Raw genomic sequence first — 25,330 nt, forward strand, 5'->3', positions numbered from 1 at the left:
TTGTTTATTAATTTAAAAATTTAGCTACAGTGTCGTAGGGTTTAGAGGATACTCAGTGAGAAATTTATCGCTGGACTACTTATAAGCAGTCTTGGCTTATAGCAACGTTTTAATTCATCTTGATATATTAGCCGCCCTAGATCCCACAATCGGCTTTGCATTGGTTAAGGGTAGTTTGCAGGTGCCAATTTAAAATGGATTATCATTACGTTGCTGGTGGATATGGAACGTTATGGTATCTAAACTGCTTGGGACGGGTGGGGATTGTTCTTTATTTTATTATAAAGTCATTAATGGCAACGGTTAGCGACTTGCCAATTATTAAACGGCTCTGTTTGTTATTCACCCATTCTTCATGGCAATTTACGAACAACATACTCCACGTGTAGACGAAAATACCTTTGTGCTCGTGCTGTCGAGTATCGCTTCTGTACTGCTGATGTGGGTCCACAAAAAATTAAAATACAGACTTTGAGGAGGGCTTGCCTCAAGCCCTCCTTGGCGGGTCAGAGTCATTGCCCAGCGCGCAAGGCGCATGCCCTTGATCCAGAAATTAAAGAATTAAAAAAGCCGCGCTGCATGGAAACGCAAATGATCTTCCACAAAACTCGCAATCGTATAATAGCTGTGGTCATAGCCGGGCTGAACGCGCAGCTGTAGTGGCCAGCCGCGCTGGCGGGCAAGCTCGGCAAGTTTGGCAGGCTGGAGTTGATCGGCAAGAAACTGATCGCTATCACCCTGATCGACCAGGATCGGGAAGGTCTCTTGCTCTGACGGTAAACTGCTCAGCAGATGACAGCTGTCGTACTGTAGCCACTGGCTTTCATCTGCGCCGAGATAGGCGGTAAAGGCTTTACGTCCCCAGGGGACCTGGCAAGGGTTCACAATCGGTGCGAAGGCTGAGGCAGAACGGAAGCGCTGCGGATTCCTCAGCGCCAGCATCAGTGCGCCGTGGCCGCCCATCGAATGGCCCATAATTGACTGACGATCGCTGATGTTAAAGTGCTCCTGCACCAGCAACGGCAGCTCGTCTATCAGGTAATCGTACATACGGAAGTGCGCCGCCCACGGTGACTGAGTCGCGTTCAGATAAAAACCGGCACCCTGTCCCAGGTCGTAGCCTTCGTCGTTGGCCACGTCATCGCCGCGCGGGCTAGTGTCGGGCATCACCAGTACGATACCCAGTTCGGCCGCAATCCGCTGTGCGCCTGCCTTGGTGGTGAAGTTTTCGTCGTTGCAGGTCAGACCCGACAGCCAGTAAACAACCGGCGGCGGACTGTCATCACGCGGCGGTGGCAGGTATATGCTGAAGGTCATGCTGCATTGCAAACTGCTGGAGAAATGACGGTAACGCTGTTGCCAACCGTCGAACATCCGGTGTTCTTCCAGAAGTTCTATCGAAATGCTCATCTGTTACTCCTTTAGTATTTTTGAAATCAATGCGTGGAAACGGGGGGACTCTGCTGCCCCAAAATCAGTTCTTTCAAGGCCCTTACGTTCGGGCCGAAAGCATCTCGACGCCAGAAAAGCCAGGTGGCCGTCTCAGCAAACTCATCCTCTATCTCATTAACCTGCACGCGCTCTGCGCCAGGCAACTGCGCCAGCAGACTTTGCGGCAGCATAGCAATGCCGGCACCGCTGGCGACACAGGCCATCATTGAGTGATATGACTGGATCTCCATCGTAGTGTTCGCCTGTAGCCCCGAGTGCTTTAACCAGTTCTCCAGCCTTTGACGATAAGAGCAGCTGGGGCGAAACGCAAATACCGTATGTCCCGGCCGGCCGGGCAGGTCGACCATCGGCGCTTCACCCAGAGGGGAAATAATCACCATGCGCTCATGGAAGGCGACGCAGCCGTGCAGGTCATCGTCGCTTATCGGACCGTCGGCCAGCCCCGCCGCCAGTCTCCCCGAACGTACACCTTCAATGGTTTCGCCCGAGGTGGCAGTGGTCAAAGAGAGAGCAACCTGCGGATAACGCTGGTGATAGGCCGCGAGCAGCCCCGGCAGGCGCGTTGCCGCCGAACTCTCCATCCCGCCAAGCGCAAATTGCCCTGCCGGTTCGCCGGTATGAGTCAGTGCCAGCGCCTCGTCGCTCAATGCCAGAATGCGCTGCGCATAGCTTAAAAAATTGTGACCGAGAGCCGACAACCGCAGACGCTGTTTCTCGCGGATAAATAAATCTGTGCCAAGCTCTTGTTCAAGCTGGCGCAGGCGGGTGGTCAGGTTCGAGGGAACGCGGTGCAGCTGTTCTGCCGCACGCGCCACCGAGCCGGTTTCTGCCACGCAGCAAAACATTCGTAGCTGGGTAAGATCCATAGGTTGTTCACTTATCGTCACGAAGTTTGTTTGTATTATTCACTATTCGTGATTCTATCTTTGCGCCATTATGATTAAAAGCTTTTATTAGAAGCATTGAATCAGGGTTCACCTGTCTATAAAAAAATCGCATGAGGTAGGTATGGCATTTCGTGTTGCGTTAACGGGTTTTCTGGCCTTTGTCGTGGCGTTGGGAATAGGGCGTTTTGCCTTTACGCCACAGGTTCCCCTGATGATTGCCGAACATCAGTTTACTCTGACCGGCGCCGGGCTGGTGGCGGCATTCAACTATCTCGGTTACCTGTTTGGTGCCTATGACGCGATGAAATCGACGCGTCACGTGGAGCGCCGCTTGTGGATTGGCGTCTGGGGGGCGGTCGTCCTGACGCTAGTTTCGGCAACGATTACCGGCGAAGTATGGCACTCGGTCGTGCGTTTCGCGATAGGCTGGACCAGCGGTTGGGCGATGGTTCTGGTTGCCGCCTGGTGTAATGAACGTCTTGCGCAGCTGGGCCGCCCGGCGATGAGCGCCGCCGTTTTTGCGGGGCCGGGCGCGGGTATCTTCCTGAGCGGGATTCTGGCCGTCGGCATTCACAGCATGGCGCTGAGTGCGGCCGAAGCCTGGGCGGTTTATGGCGCGTTGGCGCTGATTCTGACGCTGTTAGTGACCCGTAATTTTCCGCGAGCTGGGGAGCTGCACCGTCCCAATAGCACGCTTGCGCCTTTGACGCTGACGCCAGTCCTCAAACGTCTGGTCGTGAGCTACAGCCTCGCGGGCTTTGGCTACATTCTTCCGGCGACCTTTTTCTCGCAGATGGCGAATGCGCGTTTCCCCGACAGTCTGTTCGCCCAGTTTGTCTGGCCGGTGTTTGGCGGTGCCGCGATGGTAGGCATTGCCCTCGGTATCTTGACGCGTCACTGGCTCAAAACCCACCAGCGGTTGGCCGTCGTACTGTGGTTGCAGGGAATAGGCGTGCTGTGCGCCGAGATTGTTCCAGGCGTGAACGGGCTGATTATTGGCGCGGTGCTGACCGGCGGTGGCTTCCTCTGCGTGGTGCAGCTGGCGCTGCAATATAGCCGCGAACTGGCCCCGACGCACAGCCGTTATCTGGCGGGTCTGCTGACGACCGGTTATGCCATCGGACAATTGATGGGACCGCTGCTGTCGGCGGTTTCGACCTCGTTAACGCACCATCTTGACCCCGCGCTTTATGTGGCCATTGCCGGATTCCTGCTCGCTGGCGCGTTGGTTATTAAGCGAGTTTGATAACTTGCGGCTATTTCAGCCATCATGAAGGACAATCACTGGATTCTGTGGACGGAGTCAACTAAAGTAGGCCACCTCACTTTGATGTGATCCACGTCATGGTGATAATAACTGCTGGAGAAAAAGAGAATGGCGACATTGAGTAAAGAAGCTGTATTGGTTCATGAGGCATTGATTGCCCGCGGTCTTGAAACCCCCCTGCGTGAAGAGCCGTCGTTAGACGCCGAGACACGCAAAGCGCGGATCGAGGAGCACATGACCGGTATCATGCAACTGCTTAATCTTGACCTGAACGATGACAGCCTAGCCGAGACGCCGAAGCGTATTGCTAAAATGTACGTCGATGAGATCTTCTCCGGTCTGGACTACGCAAACTTCCCGAAAATCACCGTCATTACCAACAAGATGAAGGTTGACGAGATGATTTCAGTACGTGATATCACCCTGACCAGTACCTGCGAGCATCACTTTGTGACTATCGACGGTAAAGCGACGGTGGCCTATATCCCTAAGGATTCGGTGATTGGTCTGTCCAAAATCAACCGTATCGTACAGTTCTTCTCCCAGCGCCCTCAGGTGCAGGAACGCTTGACTCAGCAAATTCTGGTCGCGTTGCAGACGCTGCTGGGTACCAACAACGTCGCGGTATCGATTGACGCGGTTCACTACTGTGTGAAAGCGCGCGGCATTCGTGACGCGACCAGTGCGACGACCACCACCTCGCTGGGCGGCCTGTTTAAAACCAGCCAAAATACACGTCAGGAATTCCTGCGGACTATTCGTCACAACTAATTACTTCTGTAATTGATTGATAAATAGTTATTTAGCGTCAGCACTTGCGGCACCCTATGGGTGCCGTTAGTCTATGGATCTTTCCCGCAACAGGACGTCATCAATGCGCCCACGTATTGCCACGCTGGATTTTGCCCGTGGTATTGCCATCTTAGGCATTCTTCTGCTCAACATTAGCTCCTTCGGCCTGCCAAAAGCCGCTTATCTGAATCCAGCCTATGCGGGAGAACCTTCAGCGAGCAACGCCTGGACCTGGGCGATACTCGACGTGGTCGCGCAGGGAAAATTCCTGATGATGTTTGCCATGCTGTTTGGTGGCGGCCTTTACCTGCTGTTGCCGCGCGGTAAGGCGTGGATCCAGTCTAGGCTGTCGCTACTGCTGCTCTGCGGGCTGATACATGCGATATTTTTCTGGGATGGCGATATCCTGCTGTCTTATGGGCTGATCGGCCTGGTGTTCTGGCGACTGATTCGTGACGCAAAAAGCAATGCGTCACTTTTTCGCACCGGCGTCGTGTTGTATCTGGCGGGCGTCGGCATACTCGTGCTGCTTGGGCTGATTTCTTCACCCGATCCCGGCGGATACTGGCTGCCGGGCTACGCGGAGCTACAGTATGAACAGTTCTGGCGGCTCAAAGGGGGCATTGAGGCAATCAATAATCGCCTTGATCTCCTCTCTTCCAGCCTGATTTCGGTGGCCGTGCAGTACGGCTGGGAGCTGGGCGGGGCAATGCTAATGGGCGCAAGCCTGATGCGCAGCGGTTGGCTGAAGGGGCAATTTAGCCCCGCTCACTATTTGCAGCTCGCGGCGATACTGTTACCGTTTTCATTGGCCATCCAAATTCCTGCCGTAGTTTTTGCCTGGCATACCGGCTGGTCATACCGCTGGAGCGGTTTTTATCTACAGGCACCGCGTGAAATCGGCGCATTGATGCAGGCAGTGGGCTATCTGGCGCTCTGCTACGGTTTCTGGCCGCAGCTGGTCAAACAGCGTTGGGTCTACCGGATTTCTCAGGTCGGGCGCATGGCACTGACTCACTATCTGCTGCAAACGTTGATTTGCACCTTTTTCTTCAATACTCTCGGTTTTTATGAGCATTTCAACCGCTTACAGCTGGTAGCGTTAGTGCCTGCGGTATGGGCTATCAACCTGGCCGTGACGCGGGTGTGGCTGCGTTATTTCCGTCAGGGGCCGATGGAGTGGCTATGGCGCAAACTGACCGCTCAGGCGGCGGGCGAGTCACATCATGGAACACATTGATAGACTGAATGTGATGCTGCGATAAAAGTTGCAAAATTGTATGTAAACGTTTTCTGAGCTGTGACGTAATTCACGCTGGTTTGTCGTCAAAGCGTTTAGGATAGCGGTCGTGCAGAGCAAGCCGATCGCTACACTAAAACAGGAAAACCGTATGATCACTGTACTTTCTCTTTTGCCAGACTTCTTATCTTCTGCCCGGGGTTCATCTCTTTTTTGCTTCCGTCGGCCTCTGTTAACGACCAGCGGAGCGACCTATGGTTACCATTCGTGATGTGGCCAAATTGGCCGGCGTTTCTGTCGCCACCGTCTCCAGGGTATTGAATAATCCAGCAATTGCCAGCAAAGAGGCGCGCGAGCAGGTGCTCAAAGCGGTCAAGACGTTGGGCTATCGACCGAATGCGAACGCGCAGGCGTTGGCAACCCAAAGCAGCGATACCATCGGCGTAGTGGTCATGGACGTCTCCGATCCCTTCTTCGGCGCGCTGGTTAAGGCCGTCGATACCGTCGCCCAGCAGCACAACAAATACGTTCTGATCGGCAACAGTTATCATCAGGCGGAGAAAGAACGTCATGCCATTGAAGTGCTGATCCGCCAGCGTTGTAACGCACTGATTGTCCATGCAAAAGCGTTAGGTGACGCTGAGTTGGCTCAGTTCATGGAGCAGGTTCCAGGTATGGTGCTGGTTAACCGGGTAGTAAGCGGTTACGAACATCGCTGCGTCTCGCTCAATAATGTGGTTGGCGCAGAGATGGCGACCAAGTTGTTGATCTCTCAAGGGCATCAGCGAATCGGCTATATCGGCTCAAGCCACGGCATTGCCGATGAAGAAGAGCGCTTTCAGGGATACGTCGCCGCAATGCAGCAGGTACGTCATGGCGAAAAGGCCCCGTTTGAAACCTGGCGTGCGTCGGGTTCACCCGATTTACAGGGCGGCGAGGCGGCGATGGTTGAACTGCTTGGGCGCAATCTGCACCTCAGCGCCGTGTTTGCCTACAACGATTCGATGGCCGCCGGAGCGCTTGCCGTATTGAAAGAGAACGGAATTCGCGTTCCTCATGACTTTTCGTTGATCGGTTTCGATGATATTCCGATTGCGCGATATACCAGCCCAAAACTCACCACCGTGCGTTATCCCATTATTTCGATGGCGACGCTGGCGACCGAATTGGCGCTTCAGGGGGCGGCAAATCAGCTCACTGCGGGGGTCTCACACTGCTTTATGCCGACGCTAGTGAGGCGGCATTCTGTGGCGCCGTGGCAAAGTGTGGCACCGGTCACTCCCTGAGAATTTATTAGGATGTAACCGTTTTCAATATGTGAGAACTTTCACAGTTTATTAACATCGCACCTATTATGATTCATTCGTTTTCAAGATGATTCCGTCTGTATCATTTTGAATGAATGACGGTAGCAATGAATATTCTGCCTGTCGATTATGGCAATCAGGCGACAGGCAATGCAGTAGCAAAAAACTAAAACAGTGATGATAAGCAATTCCGGAAGATCTTCGTCAAGGAAGACAGGCATCCAGAGAATCGACTTCTCATAAGAGAGCGGTGGACGCCAAATTCTGTACCCCCTACATAAAAACCGGAGATACCAATGAATAAGAAGGTTTTCACCCTGGCTACACTGGCTGCCTGCATGATGTTTGGCTCTGTTGCCCATGCCGCAGACACCCGTATCGGCGTCACTATTTATAAATACGATGACAACTTTATGTCTGGCCTGCGCAAAGATCTCGAGAAAGATGCAAAAGCGGCTCCGGACGTTCAACTGTTGATGAATGACTCACAGAACGACCAGTCCAAGCAAAACGATCAGGTTGACGTACTGATTGCCAAAGGCGTAAAAGCGCTGGCTATCAACCTGGTTGACCCCGCTGCTGCTCCGGTTGTTATCGAAAAAGCCCGTGCTGCCGGTATTCCTGTGGTGTTCTTCAACAAAGAACCTTCTCGTAAGGCGCTGGACAGCTATGACAAGGTCTATTATGTCGGCACCGACTCCAAAGAATCTGGCGTTATCCAGGGTGAGCTGATTGCCAAACACTGGAAAGCCAACCCGTCATGGGACCTGAATAAAGACGGCGTCATTCAGTATGTGTTGTTAAAAGGCGAACCGGGCCACCCGGATGCCGAAGCGCGCACCACCTACGTTATCAAAACGCTGAACGAGAAAGAGGGCATCAAGACCCAGCAGCTTCAGCTTGATACCGCCATGTGGGACACCGCACAGGCGAAAGACAAGACCGACGCCTGGTTCTCTGGTCCTAACGCCAACAAGATTGAAGTGGTGATCGCCAACAACGATGCGATGGCGATGGGTGCGGTTGAAGCCTTGAAAGCCCACAACAAAACCAATATTCCAGTATTCGGCGTTGACGCCTTACCGGAAGCGTTGGCTCTGGTTAAATCGGGTGCGATGGCCGGTACCGTATTGAACGATGCGGAAAACCAGGCAAAAGCGACCTTTGATCTGGCTAAAAATCTGGCCGAAGGCAAACCTGCGGCAGACGGCACAAAGTGGAAAATTGTTGATAAAGTTGTGCGTGTCGCCTATGTACCGGTTGATAAAGACAATCTCTCTCAGTTTGTGAAGTAATTCGTTCTTCTTGCCGCTCTAGCGCCTTTGCTAAGGCGGCAATAGTCCAGAATTCTTTTTGTTTAGATATTGCAGCCAACACTTTTGACCTGAAGAAACAAAAATAAGTCAAACGGCTAATAAGCTAAAAGCAGTGGCATGTTTTAAGCAAGTTTTACAAAGCAGTTTGAGTAAACCTACTTTGCGTTATGTCGCTTAGGTCAGCCGGTCAGGTTATTTCTGACCGGCAATTTTATCCTTTAGCCAGATTTCATTTACTTAGGTAGCGCTATGGCCAGTCTTAATACGGAACAGCCCCGCGAGTGGCTGCTGGAAATGAGCGGAATTAATAAGTCATTTCCGGGCGTAAAGGCGTTAGACAATGTGAATTTAAAAGTTCGTCCACACTCCATTCATGCATTGATGGGTGAGAACGGCGCGGGTAAATCTACATTATTAAAATGCCTGTTTGGTATTTACAGTAAGGACTCAGGGACCATTCTTTTTCAGGGCAAGGAAGTTAATTTTAAAAGCTCGAAAGAAGCATTAGAGCAGGGCGTTTCGATGGTGCATCAGGAATTAAACCTGGTATTGCAGCGCACCGTTATGGATAACATGTGGCTGGGTCGTTATCCAACGAAAGGCATTTTCGTCGATCAGAACAAAATGTATCATGACACCAAGGCCATCTTTGATGAGCTGGATATTGATATCGATCCACGCGAGAAAGTCGGTAAGTTATCTGTTTCTCAAATGCAGATGATTGAAATAGCGAAAGCATTTTCCTACGATGCAAAAATAGTCATCATGGATGAGCCAACGTCTTCTTTAACCGAAAAAGAAGTTAATCATCTGTTCACGATTATTCGTAAGCTGAAAGATAGAGGCTGCGGCATTGTTTATATTTCTCACAAGATGGAAGAGATCTTCCAGCTGTGTGATGAAATTACCATCCTGCGCGATGGACAATGGATTATTACTCAGCCGCTCGAAGGGCTGGACATGGACAAGATAATCTCGATGATGGTTGGCCGCTCTCTAAGCCAACGCTTCCCCGACCGCCTTAACAAACCGGGTGAGGTTATTCTCGAGGTACGGAATCTGACCTCTTTGCGTCAGCCTTCAATTCGTGACATTTCTTTTGATTTGCATAAGGGTGAAATTCTCGGTATCGCCGGGCTCGTAGGCGCCAAGCGCACCGATATTGTGGAAACATTATTTGGTATTCGTGAAAAGCTAGAGGGAACCATTAAGCTTCACGGTAAAAAAATTAACAATAATAGTGCGAATGAAGCCATTAATCATGGCTTTGCTCTGGTGACGGAAGAGCGTCGTTCAACCGGTATTTATGCTTATCTGGATATTGGTTTTAACTCGCTGATTTCGAATATTCGTAACTATAAGAATAAAATCGGTCTGCTGGATAATAACCGTATGAAAAGCGATACCCAATGGGTTATTGACTCCATGCGTGTTAAAACACCTGGGCATAGAACCAATATTGGTTCGCTTTCAGGCGGTAATCAGCAGAAGGTTATTATTGGTAGGTGGTTATTGACCCAGCCAGAAATACTGATGTTGGATGAACCAACGCGCGGTATCGACGTGGGTGCAAAATTTGAAATCTATCAGTTAATAACAGAGCTGGCAAAGAAAGAGAAAGGCATTATTATTATCTCTTCCGAAATGCCAGAATTGTTGGGTATTACTGACAGAATACTGGTTATGAGCAATGGACAGGTCGCGGGTATTGTTGAAACAAAAAGTACTTCGCAGAATGAAATATTACGCCTTGCATCCTTGCACCTCTAATTTCTAAGGGTTCTTATTATGAATGCGTTAAATAAGAAAAGCATGCTCACTTATCTTAAAGAGGGCGGGATTTACGTTGTACTGTTTGTATTATTGGCCATTATTATTTTTCAGGATCCTACTTTCCTGAGCCTGATTAACCTGAGCAACATTTTGACCCAGTCTTCCGTGCGCGTCATTATCGCACTGGGCGTGGCGGGGCTGATTGTGACCCAGGGTACCGACCTTTCAGCCGGCCGTCAGGTGGGTCTGGCCGCTGTGGTAGCGGCAACTATGCTGCAGGGTATGGACAACGTCAACAAGGTGTTCCCGCATCTTGACGTGGTGCCGATTCCGCTGGTTATTCTTGCCGTCTGCCTGATTGGCGCGGTGATTGGTCTGGTCAACGGCATTATTATCGCCTACCTCAACGTGACGCCGTTTATAACCACTTTGGGTACCATGATTATTGTTTACGGCATTAACTCGCTGTATTACGACTACGTGGGCGCTTCGCCGATTGCGGGTTTTGACTCACACTTCTCGCATTTCGCACAAGGCTTTATTAGCCTCGGCGGCTTGAAGCTGTCCTACATCACCTTCTACGCGATTATTGCTATCGCCTTCGTTTGGGTCTTGTGGAATAAAACGCGCTTTGGCAAAAACATTTTTGCCATTGGCGGTAACCCTGAAGCGGCGAAGGTTTCGGGTGTTAACGTACCGCTTAACCTGATCATGATCTATGCGCTGTCCGGTGTGTTCTATGCCTTCGGCGGTATGCTCGAGGCGGGGCGTATCGGCAGTGCAACCAATAACCTCGGCTTTATGTATGAGCTGGACGCCATCGCGGCCTGCGTGGTCGGCGGCGTGTCGTTTGCGGGCGGGGTCGGTTCTGTGGCTGGCGTGGTGACCGGTGTGCTTATCTTTACCGTCATCAACTATGGCCTGACCTATATCGGCGTGAACCCTTACTGGCAGTACATTATCAAAGGCGGCATCATCATCTTCGCCGTTGCGCTCGACTCATTGAAGTATGCCAAGAAGAAGTAAGCTTTAGCTTACAGTTTTACGCACCCGAAACGGGTACGTTACAGAAGCCCTTTAACGGCAGAACACAGGATTTGTGTTCTGCTTTTTTTTGCCTGCTATTTACCGGCTGCGGCTGGAGGCGCGACGGCGGGGGGCGTTTTTTCTGCTGCTTTCTTCTCGGCCTTTTTCTCGGCGGCTAACTGATGTTGCAATGCGACAACCTGTTCTGGGGTGACGGCAGGATAGCCCTGCGCATCGTCAGGAATATGATGCACGGCTGGGATAGGAATAAGCGGGCCGAGGAAGCGAGGCTGGCGATGCAAAATATACAGATCATTCAGCGCGCCCAGACGGGCAAAGATTTCACGTACGCGCACTGTCAGAATATCTTTAGGTGAAGGCACGGCAAAACATTGCGCCTGAATTCCCATGTGCAGGGCGATAAACAGCGCCCGCTCGCAGTGGAAACGCTGGGTAATAATCAGAAAGTCGTTGGTGTCGAAGACTTTGCGGGTGCGCACAATCGAATCCAGCGTGCGGAATCCTGCGTAGTCGAGCACGATGTCGCTCGAAGGGATCCCCGCGGCCATCAGGTCGCGACGCATGGTCATCGGTTCGTTATAGCTCTGCAGTGCGTTATCGCCGCTGAGCAGCAGATATTTTACCTTGCCGCTGTTGTAAGCGTTAATCGCCCCTTGGATGCGGTAGAGATAATACTGATTGATAACGCCGGTGCGGTAATATTTGGCGGTGCCCAATACGACGCCGACCTGGCGATGCGGCAGTGCCTGCACTTCATCGTAGATATAGTCTTTGGTCTTCCAGCTAATCCATCGGTCCAGCCCAATAGCGACAACCAGCATGAATACTACGATGCTGATAAAGCCTACTATTAGCCGCTTAATCATGGAATTGCCTTTAAGTCTGTGAAGGGAGGCGAAGGGTTTAAGGCTACTTTACCTGCCCGGCCGACGCAATAAGCGAAGGCTTAGAACATGTCACATGCTCCTTTTTTAAACGGGATGCTGGGTATTTGGCGCGGTAGCCGCCTTGGCTTCAGTTAATCACCCGAATCACTGACCTGAGTAAGCTCATCGGGTTTTTTAAATTTACCGCCTTGCTACCGCACCTACGACTCAGCCGTTAATGCGGCAACGAGGTAATCTGCGGCTTAGAACGACGTGCGCTTATAGGTACGGTACTGCGGTATCCAGAAGTTGTGCTCAATGGCTTTGGACAGCGCGTCTTCAGTGGTGACCTGCGCCACGCCTTCTACCTGCGCCGCTTTGCCGACTTCCATTGCGATACATTTTGATACGCCCTGAATGTCGTTCACGTCTGGCAACAGTGAGCCTACGCCATCGGTCGCCAGCGGTGAGCAGTCTGCCAGTGCGCGGCTGGCTGCCATCAGCATGCCGTCTGTTACCTGTTTGGCCCCAGAGGCGATGACCGCAAGCCCAATACCCGGGAAGATATAGGAGTTGTTGCACTGGGCAATAGGGTAGACCTTGTCCTTATAGCTGACAGGCGCGAACGGACTGCCGGTAGCGACCAGCGCGGCCCCGTCGGTCCAGTTGATGATATCGGCCGGATGGGCCTCAACGCGTGACGTTGGATTGGTCAGCGGCATCACGATAGGACGGTCACAGTGGGCGTGCATCTCGCGAATAATTTCTTCAGTGAACAGGCCTGGCTGGCCGGAGACGCCGATGAGCACCGTCGGTTTCGCGTGGCGTACCACCTCAAGCAGGGAGATATTGTCGCTGTCGACGTCCCAGTCCTTAAGATTCTCGCTGTTCTGCACCAGCTGGCTCTGGAAGTCGAGCAGGTTGGTCAGTTTGTCGGTCAGCAGGCCAAAGCGGTCAACCATAAAGATGCGGGCGCGGGCTTCTGCTTCGCTCAGGCCTTCAGATTTCATCTGCGCCACTATCTGTTCGGCGATGCCGCAGCCCGCAGAACCTGCGCCGAGGAAGGTCACGGTCTGGTCACGTAGACGACTGCCCGCCGCGCGACTGGCGGCCAACAGGCTGCCGACGGTGACCGCAGCGGTCCCCTGGATGTCGTCATTAAAACAGCACAGCTCTTCGCGATAACGGTTGAGCAGCGGCATGGCGTTCTTCTGCGCGAAGTCTTCAAACTGCAACAGTACGTTCGGGAAGCGAACTTTCACCGCCTCAATGAACTGATCGACGAACGCATAGTATTCGTCACCGGTGATGCGAGGATGACGCCATCCCATGTACAGCGGGTCATTCAACAGCTGCTGATTGTTGGTGCCTGCGTCAAGCACCACGGGCAGCGTGTACGCCGGGCTAATGCCGCCACAGGCGGTATACAGTGACAGTTTCCCGATAGGGATCCCCATCCCACCGATGCCCTGGTCACCCAGTCCGAGAATACGCTCACCGTCGGTAACCACGATCACCTTGACGTGTTGCTTGGTGGCGTTTTGCAGCATGTCGTCGATGTGTTCACGGTTCGGATAAGAGATGAACAGGCCGCGCGCGCGACGATAAATCTCGGAGAAGTGCTCACAGGCAGCGCCCACGGTCGGAGTATAAATCACCGGCATCATCTCGCTCAGATGCTCGTCGATCAAACGGTAGAACAGGGTTTCGTTGGTGTCCTGAATGTTGCGCAGGTAGATATGCTTATCGATATCGGTTTTGAAGTCCTGAAACTGGCGATAGGCGCGAGCGGCCTGTTCTTCGATACTTTCAACCGTTTCCGGCAGCAGGCCGTGAAGGTTGAAGCTGGCGCGCTCTTCCTGGCTAAAGGCGCTACCTTTGTTTAATAACGGAAACTCAAGCAGGATTGGGCCGGCATGAGGGATATAGAGTGGGCGTTTACTTTCGTATTCAAGTTCCATTGATTTACTCTTCAGGTCTCGGAAAGGCGGGAAAGGCAAAGTTAATAAAGCGCGATGGTCACATCGATTTTTAACAGCGTTGTGTGACTCAAGGACTTTAGCAGAGGTGAAAGGGCCAACTCAATTATTTAGCCCGGAATGGGGGGAAATGTTGAAAATTCGTTAATGAATAGTTGAATCGACAGGGCCATCTGACAATGGCCCTGCATTATGGGGCGTGTTGATTTATAAAGTAAATCAGAGCTGGACGTGCTGCAGTTGATCGCAGCCCAGCGCCTTAAGCGTTGCGCGGGTTGCGTCAAACTGGCTAACGAGCGGATCTTTCTTCTCCACCAGCGCAGCGCGGCGAATCGTCAGGCAGCTCTCGCCCGACAAATTCAGTACCACCAGTGCCGCCTGTAGCGGTGGCAGGCTCGGGTTGAATGCGGCGTTCTCGGCGTAGCGGCCGGTATAAATTTTTCCGCTGGCACTCTCTAATGCCACGCCGCTGTGCGACTGGCTGTAAGGGGCGTGGCTCTGGTTGCAGGCCGACAACGCCTGTTCTACCAGTGCATCGCCTTCGGCATCGTGATAACCGTGGTCGACGCTGTCCATGAGCAGGGTGGCAATCTCAAGGTCGCGCGGGCCGAATGAGTAGGGAAGATAGTCACCCAGCGTAGCCACGGCGCGGTCTGGCAGATGGATGGCCAGTTCGGTACCGCTGTTGAGTTCATTCATAAACTGACGGCAGTGCCCGCAGGGGGTGTAGTTGACCGTAATCGAGGCCAGCTGGGCTTCACCACGCATCCAGGCGTGGGTAACGGCAGACTGCTCTGCGTGCACCGTTTGCTGCATTGATGCGCCACGAAACTCCATGTTGGCACCAAAGTACAGATTGCCGCTCACGCCACGTGCGACTGCGCCGACGTAGAAGTTTGAGATAGGGGCAATCGAGCAGGCTGCGGCCAGAGGAAGCAGGGCAAAGGCCAGCGCGGCGTCGTCCAGTCCAGTTTGTGATTTAAGTTGGTTGACCTGTGCGGCGGTAAACATCGCGGGGAAGTCGTCATGGCGGAGTATCGGCTCAAGGGCAGATTGCAGTGGAGCGGGCAGGCCAGCATAAGCATCGATGAAACGTGTGTGCATGGAGACATCCTTGGTAGCATTTTGGCAGGCTATTCTAAGACGCTTTTAGTGTTTCTTGTGTGACAAGTATCACTATATTTATGAAATTGATGCAATAACTTGGCAAATTGCGAGATGTCTCGCAGGTTTTGGTCATCAAATGGAGGGCGAGTGTCTAATGAAAATCATCGAGAGCGGTGTTCGCGACGTGGCGACGGGAAAAAATGTCACGATTGTTATGCCATCCAATATTTATGGATGCACCCTGGAGGATGATGTCTTCGTCGGCCCGTTTGTCGAAATTCAGAAAGGATGCGTCATCGGTAAAGGAAGCCGTGTGCAGTCGCATACGTTTATCTGTGAAAATGTCATCCTCGGCGAGTACTGCTTTATTGGCCACAACGTGAGCTTTGCCAATGATTTGTTTAAAGGCGGTGCACCCGATCCCGATGCCGGGAATTGGATTAGCATCCTCATTGGAAATAACGTCACTATTGGCAGTGGGGCGACGATCCTCACACCGTCCATTTGCGCGGGCGCAGTGATTGGCGCAGGCAGTGTGGTAGTGAAACCTATAACCGTGAAAGGCACCTATGCAGGAAATCCTGCGCGATTAATAAGGGCACTATAAGAGATAAAAAACCCGAAGATAAAAATATCTTCGGGTTTTTTATGATGCCAGGAAATTCATTCTGGAAGCTTGACTCAGTTTCTTCTTTCGAAAGCCAGCGCGCGGCGTTCTATCAGGCGCATCATCAGCGTCAGCAGACCGTTTACGCAGAGGTAAACCACGCCCGCCGCGCCAAACACCATCACGTCATAGGTACGACCATACATCTGCTGGCTGTGTCCCATGACGTCCATCAGAGTGATGGTGTAGGCGAGTGAGGTACTTTTGAACACCAGCACCACTTCGTTCGAGTAAGACGACAGTGCTCGTTTGAACGCAAACGGCAGCAGAATACGCAGCGACTGCGCCTTTGACATGCCCAGCGCCTGGCAAGATTCCCATTGACCGCCCGGAATTGCCCTGACCGCACCGGCAAAAAGCTGGGTGGTGTAGGCCGCGCTGTTCAGCGCCAGGGCAAACATCGCGCAAAGCCATGGCTGGGAGAGCATTTCCCACAACCACGGAATGTTGCGAATAGACGGAAACTGCCCCGGACCGTAGTAAATCAGGAAGATCTGCACCAGCAACGGCGTACCGGTGAACAGCGTGATATAGCCGCGTACCAGAGGATTCAGTACCGGTACCTTAAGCGTCAAGATAACCGTAAACAGCAACGACAGCAGCAGCGCGACAATCAATGCCGCCACGGTCAGCGTCAGGCTGGTATGCAGGCCTTTCAATACTTCAGGCAAATAGTCCCACATCAGGAAGCACTCCGTTCAAAGCGGGTGGTACGGAGTTCGATGCGTTTAATGACGAACTGACTGAACAGGGTAACGACCAGATAGATAGCCGCCGCCGTCACATACCAGGTGAAGGGCTGCTGGGTGCGCGTCGCGATGCTCTTAGTTTGCAGCATCAGATCGTTGACGCTGATGAGCGACACCAGCGCGGTATCCTTGAGCAAGACCAGCCATTGGTTGCCGAGGCCGGGCAGGGCGTGGCGCCACATCTGCGGCATAATCAGCCGGAAGAAGATAGCCGTCTTACGCATGCCGAGCGCCTGACCCGACTCCCATTGTCCCTGAGGAACCGCTTTCAGCGCGCCGCGTAGCGTCTGTGACGCATAGGCGGAATACAGCAACGACAGTGCAATCACACCGCAGACAAAGGGGCTGACCTCGAAATTATCGAGTGGCAGTTTAACCGGGATCTGGAACAGATAAAGATTGAGGTCAAAACCGTCGGACAGCGTCAGCAGCAGCTGCGAAGAGCCGAAATAAATAAAAAGTACCACCAGAATTTCCGGCAGGCCGCGCAAAATCGTCACCCAGGCGGTGCCCAGCCAGCTCAGCGGTTTCCAGGGAGAAGACTCCCAGACGGCAAACAGCATCGCCAGGAACAGGCCCAGGATCAGTGCACAAATGGCAAGGCCGACGGTCATCCCGGCGGCGCTTAGCAGAGGTTGGAGTTCAATCATCGATAGTGAGATTATTGCGTGAACCATTTGGTGTACAACGCTTTGTAAGTCCCGTCTTGTCTGACTTTCGCAAGTGCGTCGTTCATTTTACCCAGCAGCTCGGTGTTGTTCTTACGTACCGCGATACCCACACCGTTGCCGAAGTAGGTCTTGTCGGTAACAGGCTCGCCCAAGGTGCTGAGCGTTGGGTTCTTGGTGATGAATTCATGCACTACGGCAGTGTCCCCGAATACGGCATCGATACGGCCATTTTTCAGGTCGAGCACGGCATTCTGATAGCTGTCGTAAGGCACCGCGGTGATCTCAGGATGTTTGTCCTGAAGGAAACGCTGGTGCGTGGTGCCGTTTTGAATACCTACACGCTTGCCTTTCAGCGCAGCCAGGTCGGCAAATTTGCCTTTCTGTGCGAAGAAGGTCGCGGTGTTGTCATAGTAGGCGTTGGTGAAGGAAACCTGTTTCTGACGCTCGGCGGTGATGTCCATACCCGAGATAACCGCGTCGATACGGCGGAATTTCAGGCTAGGGATCAGGCTGTCGAACGACTGATTAGTAAAGGTACAGGTCGCCTGCATTTGTTTACACATGGCGTTGGCCAGATCGATATCGAAGCCTTGGATCTTGTTGTTTGAATCAACGAATTCAAACGGAGCATAACCCGCTTCGGTGCCGAAATTAATGGTCTCTGCCGCGCTAGCAGACAGGCTGACACCGGCTAAAACAGCCGCAATAATGAGCTTTTTCATTGCAAACTACTCCATATGTAATCTAAAAGGGGCAAATCAGTGTGATAAATAGCTGGCAAACTCGCGGGTCTGCGGCTGCGCGAAGCAGTTGCCATCACCCTGTTCGATGATGCGGCCATTTTCCATATACACCACGCGTGTTGCCGTTTTACGGGCGACCTCTACTTCGTGGGTCACAATAACCTGCGTAATGCCGGTATCGGCCAGCTCACGAATAATGCTGACGATTTGTGCGGTAATTTCAGGGTCAAGCGCGGCCGTCGGTTCATCAAACAGCAGGACCTGAGGTTCCATCATCAGCGCACGGGCAATCGCCACACGCTGTTGCTGCCCACCGGACAGATGTAATGGATAACGCTGGGCGAAATCTTTCAGGCGCAGGCGGGTCAAGAGCTTTTCGGCGCGCGCCATCGCGGCCTCTTTGCTTAAACCGAGTACGCGACACGGTGCCTCGAGCAGGTTATCCAGCACTGTGCGATGTGGCCACAGATTGTATTGCTGGAATACCATACCGACGTTCTGACGCAGTTCACGGATAGCCTTTTCGTCCGGCTTCTTTTGGAAGTCGAATTGATTGCCCGCAATTTGCAGGTTGCCTGAGCGCGGCATTTCCAACAGGTTCAGAACCCGCAGAAGTGAGCTTTTACCCGCGCCGCTTGGCCCCAGAAGCACCAAGGTTTCGCCCGCAGGACAGTCAAGCGTAATGTCAAAGAGTGCCTGGTGGACTCCGTAGAAGCAGTTAATACTGTTTAGTTGAATACTCATGCGCAAATACTGAATAGCCATTAATGCCGCAGAGGGTACCCTCTGTAGCATAGTTATGCAACAAAGGAGGGTTAAAATTTATTTGTGTGCAACCTGAATCATAAACTTAGCATAAGATATCGTTAACGAGGTGTTACAGCTGGTTATTTTTGTATACACCTCAGACGCATTACACTGCAAATGCAAACCAAAATATAAACCGGGAAAGGATGGAAATGAGGCGTTTTTCAATACGTTGGCGTGAGGCCATCATTCTTGGCAGCCTGATGCTGCTGGCGGGATGCCAGTCATCCTCTTCCGTAACGCCGCATCGCGACTATGTGCTGGAAAAATCACGTCAAGCGCAGGGCGCGGACCAGCGTATTCGTTTTCTGGTGATTCATTATACCGCCGAAGATTTTCATACCGCGTTGAATACGCTGACCGACGAGCACGTGAGCGCCCACTATCTTATTCCTGCGCAACCGCCGATCGTTAACGGCCAGCCCGTTGCCTGGCAGCTGGTGCCTGAGTCGATGCGTGCCTGGCACGCGGGCGAGAGCGGCTGGCGCGGCAGAACCAATATTAACGATACCTCGATAGGCATCGAGCTTGAGAATAAAGGCTTTACCCAGCGCCTGCTCGAGCGTCAGTTCTATCCTTACCCTGCGTTACAGGTGGCACTGGTCACCTCGCTGAGCCGGGACATCGTCAGACGCTATCAGATACAGCCGCAGGACGTGGTTGCTCATAGCGATATTGCGCCACAGCGCAAAGAAGATCCCGGTCCGCTGTTCCCGTGGCAGCAGCTGGCGGAGAAGGGCGTCGGTGCCTGGCCGCAGGCGTGGCGCGTGAAGGCATTTTTGCACGGACGTGACCCGCAGCAGTCGGTGCCGATGGCGGGATTACTGGATAAACTGGCGCGCTATGGGTATCCAGTGACGCAAGATATGACGCCGCGTCAGCAGCGTCGGGTGGTAGCGGCGTTTCAGATGCACTTCAGGCAGCGTGACTATCGCGGAAATCCGGATGCGGAGAGTGAAGCCATAGCGGACGCCCTGTTACAACAGTATCCGTCGGCGGCAAATTAATTCGGGTGACTGATAATACCCTGCTTCTGTTGCAGTTTTCCGTGGTCTCTGAGCCACAGCGCGGTGCGCTGGATGCCTTCGTCGAGTGAGACAATCGGGTGATAGCCTAACTCGGTCTCGGCACGTTGGGTGTCCAGAGTGACGTCGAAGTTGAGTTTGGCGACGCTGTAGTGGGTCAGCATCGGCTCGCGGTGCTGCTTGCGTCCCAGTTTCTCCATCCCGCGCGCCATCATGTCCAGCAACGGATAAGGCACGGTGCGGATGCGATATTTCACGTCTAGCCCGGCCATCAACTGCTCGATAATCGTCTTTAGCGGACGCGGCTGCATGTTGGTGATGTTGTAGGCGCGGCCTGACTCATGATTCTGACTCTCGGTCGCCAGCCACATCGCGTGCGCCACATTCTCGACGTAGGTCATGTCCACCAGCGCCTCTCCGCCGCGCGGCAGCATCAGGGTGCCATATTTAATCATTTGCAGCAGGCGCGGCAGCAGCACGTTGTCATGCGGGCCGAAAATCCCCTGCGGGCGCAGGATAGTGAAATGCGTCTGCGGATTCGACAGCGCCAGCGTGGTGATCACCTGTTCGGCAGCCGCCTTGCTGCGGGCAAACTGATTGGCAAACCGCGCAGGGCGGAAGTCTTCTTTAATATTGCGATGATGGTGAAAGTCGAAATAAATCGCCGGCGAGGAGAGATGGATAAAATTCTCTACGCCATAGGCGGCGGCCCATTCGCCGAGGCGACGCGTCGCACGGACGTTCGCCAGTTCGAAAGCCTGCTCGCTCCCCCACGGCGCGCTCAGCCCCGAGCAGTGCCATAGCGTATCGACGTCTGCCAGCAGCACTTTTGCCTCTGAGGAAACCAGATTGGTCAAATCGGCATGAATAAATTCCGCACCCAGTTTTTCCAGTAATGGACCCATTGCCGCATTGCGGCCGGTTGCCCTGACTTTAATGCCTTTTCTCCGCAGATATTCTACTGCGTTGCGGCCTGGACCACTGGTTGCACCGGTAACCAATACCTTCATAAATATCCGAATTCCGTGAAAATGTCGTTGCAGTCGGTCTCTAAACAGACCCCTGGCAAATAGGCGGCCATTCTTTCTCGAATTTCAACGCTATGCAATGAGAAACAGGATAACTTGTGACGCTGGCCGGTGCGTTTGCCTGCAAAATAGACCGGCCGCTTTTTCAGTGACCGCGCCGGTCTTTTTGCCGCGCCAGACTGGCTATTCTTTTCGCCATGCCGCGAAAAAGGAAAAGGTGCGCAGGCATCATTGCATACCAGTAGCACAGACCGCGCGCGCCGGCCGGATGCCACCAGGCGCTAATGTCGAGACTGCGTCTTTCGCCGTGGTCTTTCAGCGTAAACGTCAGCCTGCCCAGCCCCGGAGCCTTCATGCCGAACAATAGGGTCAGTGATTTTTCTGATACCTTGCTGATAACCTTCCAGCCATCCACGTTGTCCCCGACCGAAAGTGTAGCCTTCGCGGGCCGACCCGGTGGTATTTTGTTGCCTAACAGCCGATCGATTCTTTGATGGAAACGCCACAGCCCTGGAGCAAAGAAGAACCCTTCCTCACCGCCCAGCTGTTGAATAACCCACCACAGACCGTTGAGTGACGCCGAGGTCTCGAGACGGAATCCCACCTGTTTGGCATAGAAACCGTAACCCTTGCGCCAGCGGCGGTGTGCGTCCGGATCATTGCCCCACTCAGGGGTGTTCAAAACGCTTTCCTCCTCTTGCGCCAGCGCCAGATTAATCGCCTCGTCAATTGAGGTCAGCGGCTGAGGTAGAAGCTGGCGCAGGGCATCGCTGTCGGAGGGCAGGTCCTGCTTCAGGCCTTGAATCAGCGCCCGAACCAGCGGCGTTGGCACCGACGTCAACAGGCCGAGAAACGCCAGCGTCAGCAGCTGCGTGGGCAGAGGGATCGGCACCAGCCAGCGGCGTTTGCCGCTCAGCGCGATAAAACGCTCCATCAGCTGACGATAGCTCATGTATTCCGGTCCGGCGGCGTCAAAAATACGATGCGCGACGCACGGATGCTCGATAAGCCCGTTGAGGTAGTAGAGCAGGTCGTTGAGGCCTATCGGGGACGAGTGTTTTCTTACCCATCTTGGCGGAGTCAGGACCGGCAGGTTGTAAATCATGTCGCGCATCACCTCAAATGCCGCAGCGCCCGGGCCAATGACGATGCCCGCCCGCAGCTCGGTGACCGGAATAGGGCCCAGACGGAACAGGTCACCGGTCAACTTGCGTGCCTGCAAATGCGGTGAAAAGGGCTTCTCCGGCTGCATTGAACCCAGGTAGATAACGTGTTTTATCGAGGAGTCTTTGAGTGCCAGCAGGGTGTTCTGCGCCGCTTGACGCTCTTTCTCGAACAGATCCTCGTCATCACTCATGGCGTGTACCAGATAAATCAGCACGTCAGCGCCTGCGAACGCATCGCGCAGGCTGGCATTGTGGTATACGTCGGCAAAGCAGCAGCGCACGCCCGGCCATTTTTGCGCGACTAACCAGTCTCGGCGTCTTGCGGCAGCGGTAACCTTATAACCCTGCTGAGTCAAATAGGGGACAAGGTGTTGGCCGATGTAGCCGCTGGCGCCGAGAACGACGACGCGGGTCTCTGCGTTGAGTGTTGGCATCTTCCATTTTGCTCTTTCAGTGTGAAGAAAAGCGCCCGCAGACGGAGAGCGACGTCCCTGCTTCCATTCGGTCTGCGGGCAGCGTATTACGCCTGATTAGTCAGAAAACGTTGCCATAAATCGACAACCTTCTGTAAATCCTGACGGCTGATATTGATGTGAGTGATGATACGGGTCAGCGGACCTGACGAGATTATCACGCCGTGTTCGCGCATCCATGGGCCCAGCTTCGCCGCCTGTTCCGCTGACTGACGCACATAGAGAATATTGGTCTGCGCTCCGGGGACGGCGATCTCCAGCCCAATGCCGCGCAGCTGCTGCTCGAGCCATTTGGCATTATCGTGGTCTTCTTTCAGGCGCTGGACGTTATTTTCCAACGCATAGATTCCCGCCGCCGCCAGAATCCCCGACTGACGCATGCCGCCGCCGGTCATTTTTCGCCAGCGATTGGCGCGATGAATGTACTCTTTACTGCCCACCAGCAAGGAGCCTACGGGCGCACCGAGCCCTTTCGACAGGCAGAGGGTCAGGGTGTCGCAATAGCGGGTAATCTCACTCAGCGGCACGTCGAGTGCGACGGCGGCATTCATGATGCGCGCGCCATCGATATGTAACGCCAGCCCTTTTTCACGCGTGAATTCAAAGGCCTTTTTCAGATACTCCAGCGGCAATACCTTGCCACTGTGGGTGTTTTCTAGGCTTAGCAGGCGGGTACGTGCGAAGTGAATGTCGTCAATTTTGATAGCTGCTGCGACTTTGTCGAGGGGAAGGGATCCGTCGTCGGCCATGTCCAGCGGCTGTGGCTGAATGCTGCCGAGTACCGCTGCGCCTCCGGCCTCATACATATAGTTGTGTGCTTTTTGGCCAACGATGTATTCATCACCGCGCTGGCAGTGGGTCAGCAGGGCCACCAGGTTGGCCTGAGTGCCGGTGGGGAGAAACAGGGCGGCCTCTTTGCCTGTCAACTCACAGATCAGTGCCTGAAGGGCGTTGACGGTCGGGTCATCGCCATACACATCATCGCCTACCTCGGCCTGGTACATGGCCTGACGCATAGCCTCATTTGGGCGCGTAACGGTGTCACTGCGTAAATCGATCAACGTTGCTTCCTCTCACTCATGGCCTGAACTTTGGGGGGTGAAAAGGGGCGATATACGCCCCTCGGTGGAATATTCTTTCCACTATATACCTATAAATATGCGCAATGCGGAAGGGTTTTCTTCAGCGTAACCAGTTGGTTTTAGCCAATTCAACCACTTCATCGCCGCGACCATTAATAATCGCGCGCAGCATGTAGAGGCTAAAGCCCTTGGCCTGCTCCATTTTGATCTGCGGCGGCATCGCCAGCTCTTCCTTGGCGGTGATGACATCAATCAGCACTGGACCCTCGTGCGCGAAGGCCTCTTGCAGCGCGGCATTAAGCTGCGAAGCCTTTTCGACACGAATACCTTTAATACCGGAGGCCTCGGCAATAGCAGCGAAATTCGGGTTCTCCAGCTCGGTGCCGTCGGTCAGATAACCGCCGGACTTCATCTCCATTGCCACGAATCCCAGCGAGCTGTTGTTGAAAATGACCAGCTTGACCGGCAGTTTGTGCTGGGCGATGGAGAGGAAGTCTCCCATCAGCATGGCGAATCCGCCGTCGCCGCACATCGCCACCACCTGTCGATTTCTGTCGATAGCCTGCGCGCCGATAGCCTGTGGCATGGCGTTGGCCATTGATCCGTGATTGAAGGAGCCCAGCAGGCGGCGTCTGCCGTTCATTTTAAGATAGCGGCAGGCCCAGACGGTTGGCGTGCCAACGTCGCAGGTAAATATCGCGTCATCGGCGGCATACTCGCTAATCTGTTTAGCCAGGTACTGTGGGTGAATCGGCTGCTTGTCGTTGAGGGTCGCCAGGTCGTCAAGCCCTTTGCGCGCTTCTTGATAGTGTTTTAGCGCCTTATCCAGAAAACTGGCGTCGGTTTTAGCCACCAGGCCGGGCAGCAGGGCGGCGAGCGTAGATTTCACGTCTCCCACCAGGGCGACATCAACGTGGCAGTGTGAGCCGATGCTGCCCGGATTGATATCAATCTGAATGATTTTGGCATCGGTCGGGTAGAAGGCGCGATACGGGAACTGAGTGCCGAGCAGGACCAGCGTGTCGGCGTTCATCATGGCGTGATAACCGGAAGAGAAACCGATGAGACCGGTCATGCCGACGTCATAAGGGTTGTCCCATTCGACGTATTCCTTCCCGCGTAAGGCATGCACCACCGGCGCTTTCAGCGTTTCGGCAAGCTTGACTACCTCCTGATGGGCACCCGCACAGCCGCTGCCGCACATGAGCGTAATATTGGAGGAGCCGTTTAGCAGTTCGGCGAGCTTTGCAATCTCTGAACCCTGCGGTTGGACTACCGGCGGCAGCGGTTGATACCACTGCGTGCTGGCCTCTTCAGGCGCGGGCTTGAGGGCGACGTCGCCCGGCAGCACGATAACCGAGACGCCCTTGCCGAGAATCGCTTTACGCATCGCGATGGCGAGCACCTGAGGCAACTGCTCCGGGTTACTTATTAGCTCACAGTAATGGCTGCATTCGCGAAAGATATCGGTTGGGTGTGTTTCCTGAAAATATCCACTGCCTATCTCGCTGGAGGGAATATGCGCAGCGATGGCAACCACCGGCACGCGGTTGCGATGACAGTCGTAAAGCCCGTTAATCAGATGCAGATTGCCCGGTCCGCACGAACCGGCGCAGACCGCAAGCTTGCCGGTAATCTGCGCCTCGGCACCGGCGGCGAAGGCCGCGACCTCTTCGTGGCGGGTGCCAATCCACTCGATAGTGCCCATACGGTTAAGGCTGTCGCTCAGGCCGTTAAGCGAGTCGCCGGTCACGCCCCAAATTCTTTTTACGCCAGCTTCTTCGAGCGTTTTCGCGATAAATGCCGCTACGGTTTGTTTCATGAATCCCTCCGGTATTTTTAGATTTTTCAAGCCGCTGAGAAATTTTCTGCGGTATCAATAAATT

22 protein-coding genes are annotated in these 25,330 nt (G+C 53.6%); 9 read left to right on the forward strand and 13 right to left on the reverse strand.

The window, feature by feature from the left end:
* Window positions 1-561: 561 nt before the first annotated feature.
* Both fghA and ptrR read right to left on the reverse strand, forming a co-directional pair.
* A complete protein-coding gene (gene fghA, locus BS640_RS13290) occupies window positions 562-1,410 on the reverse strand; it encodes an S-formylglutathione hydrolase (protein ID WP_084912734.1) in 849 nt (282 codons plus the stop codon).
* Window positions 1,411-1,436: 26 nt separating this feature from the next.
* Window positions 1,437-2,318, reverse strand: a complete 882-nt coding sequence (gene ptrR / locus BS640_RS13295) for a putrescine utilization regulator PtrR (protein ID WP_084912735.1) — start codon at window positions 2,316-2,318, stop codon at window positions 1,437-1,439.
* A gap of 142 nt (window positions 2,319-2,460) precedes the next feature.
* Here ptrR and BS640_RS13300 point away from each other — a divergent pair, with 142 nt between their 5' ends.
* From BS640_RS13300 to mglC, 7 genes are all read left to right on the forward strand, one after another.
* Window positions 2,461-3,585, forward strand: a complete 1,125-nt coding sequence (locus tag BS640_RS13300) for a YbfB/YjiJ family MFS transporter (RefSeq protein WP_017492417.1) — start codon at window positions 2,461-2,463, stop codon at window positions 3,583-3,585.
* A 129-nt stretch (window positions 3,586-3,714) separates the two neighbouring features.
* The gene (gene folE, locus BS640_RS13305; RefSeq protein WP_017492416.1) at window positions 3,715-4,377 is read left to right on the forward strand and encodes a GTP cyclohydrolase I FolE; all 663 of its coding nucleotides are present in this window, start codon (window positions 3,715-3,717) and stop codon (window positions 4,375-4,377) included.
* Window positions 4,378-4,480: 103 nt separating this feature from the next.
* The gene (gene yeiB, locus BS640_RS13310; protein ID WP_084912736.1) at window positions 4,481-5,638 is read left to right on the forward strand and encodes a DUF418 domain-containing protein YeiB; all 1,158 of its coding nucleotides are present in this window, start codon (window positions 4,481-4,483) and stop codon (window positions 5,636-5,638) included.
* A 254-nt stretch (window positions 5,639-5,892) separates the two neighbouring features.
* Window positions 5,893-6,924 (forward strand): HTH-type transcriptional regulator GalS, encoded by a 1,032-nt coding sequence (galS, locus tag BS640_RS13315; RefSeq protein ID WP_017492414.1) that lies wholly within the window; start codon window positions 5,893-5,895, stop codon window positions 6,922-6,924.
* Window positions 6,925-7,241: 317 nt separating this feature from the next.
* On the forward strand, window positions 7,242-8,240 hold the full coding sequence (mglB, locus tag BS640_RS13320) for a galactose/glucose ABC transporter substrate-binding protein MglB (protein ID WP_017492413.1): 999 nt from the start codon (window positions 7,242-7,244) through the stop codon (window positions 8,238-8,240).
* Window positions 8,241-8,510: 270 nt separating this feature from the next.
* Window positions 8,511-10,031, forward strand: coding sequence for a galactose/methyl galactoside ABC transporter ATP-binding protein MglA (mglA, locus tag BS640_RS13325; protein ID WP_084912737.1), 1,521 nt, complete (start codon window positions 8,511-8,513; stop codon window positions 10,029-10,031).
* Window positions 10,032-10,049: 18 nt separating this feature from the next.
* Entirely contained in the window at window positions 10,050-11,060 is a 1,011-nt protein-coding gene (gene mglC / locus BS640_RS13330; RefSeq protein WP_017492411.1) for a galactose/methyl galactoside ABC transporter permease MglC, read from the forward strand.
* Window positions 11,061-11,155: 95 nt separating this feature from the next.
* Here mglC and sanA read toward each other — a convergent pair whose 3' ends face one another.
* From sanA to cdd, 3 genes are all read right to left on the reverse strand, one after another.
* Window positions 11,156-11,947: an outer membrane permeability protein SanA gene (gene sanA / locus BS640_RS13335; RefSeq protein WP_017492410.1), complete on the reverse strand. Its 792-nt coding sequence runs from the start codon at window positions 11,945-11,947 to the stop codon at window positions 11,156-11,158.
* Window positions 11,948-12,210: 263 nt separating this feature from the next.
* Window positions 12,211-13,908, reverse strand: a complete 1,698-nt coding sequence (locus BS640_RS13340) for an NAD-dependent malic enzyme (RefSeq protein ID WP_017492409.1) — start codon at window positions 13,906-13,908, stop codon at window positions 12,211-12,213.
* A 237-nt stretch (window positions 13,909-14,145) separates the two neighbouring features.
* Window positions 14,146-15,030: a cytidine deaminase gene (gene cdd / locus BS640_RS13345; protein WP_084912738.1), complete on the reverse strand. Its 885-nt coding sequence runs from the start codon at window positions 15,028-15,030 to the stop codon at window positions 14,146-14,148.
* 157 nt (window positions 15,031-15,187) lie between these two features.
* On the opposite strand from cdd, the gene BS640_RS13350 reads away from it, so the two are divergent.
* Window positions 15,188-15,640, forward strand: a complete 453-nt coding sequence (locus BS640_RS13350; RefSeq protein WP_017492407.1) for an acyltransferase — start codon at window positions 15,188-15,190, stop codon at window positions 15,638-15,640.
* 74 nt (window positions 15,641-15,714) lie between these two features.
* Here BS640_RS13350 and artM read toward each other — a convergent pair whose 3' ends face one another.
* Genes artM through artP form a run of 4 tightly spaced genes read right to left on the reverse strand, consistent with a single transcriptional unit; the run spans window position 15,715 to window position 18,607 of the window.
* The gene (gene artM / locus BS640_RS13355; protein WP_017491713.1) at window positions 15,715-16,383 is read right to left on the reverse strand and encodes an arginine ABC transporter permease ArtM; all 669 of its coding nucleotides are present in this window, start codon (window positions 16,381-16,383) and stop codon (window positions 15,715-15,717) included.
* Window positions 16,383-17,099: an arginine ABC transporter permease ArtQ gene (gene artQ / locus BS640_RS13360; protein WP_017491714.1), complete on the reverse strand. Its 717-nt coding sequence runs from the start codon at window positions 17,097-17,099 to the stop codon at window positions 16,383-16,385. Before artQ ends, artM begins: the two co-directional genes overlap by 1 nt.
* 11 nt (window positions 17,100-17,110) lie before the next feature.
* Window positions 17,111-17,842: an arginine ABC transporter substrate-binding protein gene (gene artJ, locus BS640_RS13365; RefSeq protein ID WP_017491715.1), complete on the reverse strand. Its 732-nt coding sequence runs from the start codon at window positions 17,840-17,842 to the stop codon at window positions 17,111-17,113.
* A gap of 36 nt (window positions 17,843-17,878) precedes the next feature.
* Entirely contained in the window at window positions 17,879-18,607 is a 729-nt protein-coding gene (gene artP / locus BS640_RS13370; RefSeq protein WP_086005814.1) for an arginine ABC transporter ATP-binding protein ArtP, read from the reverse strand.
* 215 nt (window positions 18,608-18,822) lie between these two features.
* Between artP and BS640_RS13375 the strand changes: the two genes are divergently transcribed.
* Window positions 18,823-19,677, forward strand: coding sequence for an N-acetylmuramoyl-L-alanine amidase (locus BS640_RS13375; RefSeq protein ID WP_017491717.1), 855 nt, complete (start codon window positions 18,823-18,825; stop codon window positions 19,675-19,677).
* On the opposite strand, the gene BS640_RS13380 is transcribed toward BS640_RS13375, so the two are convergent.
* The 4 genes from BS640_RS13380 to poxB form a co-directional block, all read right to left on the reverse strand.
* The gene (locus BS640_RS13380; RefSeq protein WP_084912739.1) at window positions 19,674-20,705 is read right to left on the reverse strand and encodes an NAD-dependent epimerase/dehydratase family protein; all 1,032 of its coding nucleotides are present in this window, start codon (window positions 20,703-20,705) and stop codon (window positions 19,674-19,676) included. The genes BS640_RS13375 and BS640_RS13380 overlap by 4 nt on opposite strands.
* Before the next feature lie 163 nt (window positions 20,706-20,868).
* Complete coding sequence (locus tag BS640_RS13385; protein ID WP_084912740.1) at window positions 20,869-22,323, reverse strand: DUF2867 domain-containing protein; 1,455 nt, start codon at window positions 22,321-22,323, stop codon at window positions 20,869-20,871.
* Window positions 22,324-22,409: 86 nt separating this feature from the next.
* Window positions 22,410-23,423, reverse strand: a complete 1,014-nt coding sequence (gene ltaE / locus BS640_RS13390; protein ID WP_017491720.1) for a low-specificity L-threonine aldolase — start codon at window positions 23,421-23,423, stop codon at window positions 22,410-22,412.
* A 121-nt stretch (window positions 23,424-23,544) separates the two neighbouring features.
* Window positions 23,545-25,266, reverse strand: coding sequence for a ubiquinone-dependent pyruvate dehydrogenase (gene poxB / locus BS640_RS13395; protein WP_084912741.1), 1,722 nt, complete (start codon window positions 25,264-25,266; stop codon window positions 23,545-23,547).
* Window positions 25,267-25,330: the final 64 nt, after the last annotated feature.

The organism is Rouxiella badensis (assembly GCF_002093665.1).
GTDB classification, from domain to species: domain Bacteria; phylum Pseudomonadota; class Gammaproteobacteria; order Enterobacterales; family Enterobacteriaceae; genus Rouxiella; species Rouxiella badensis.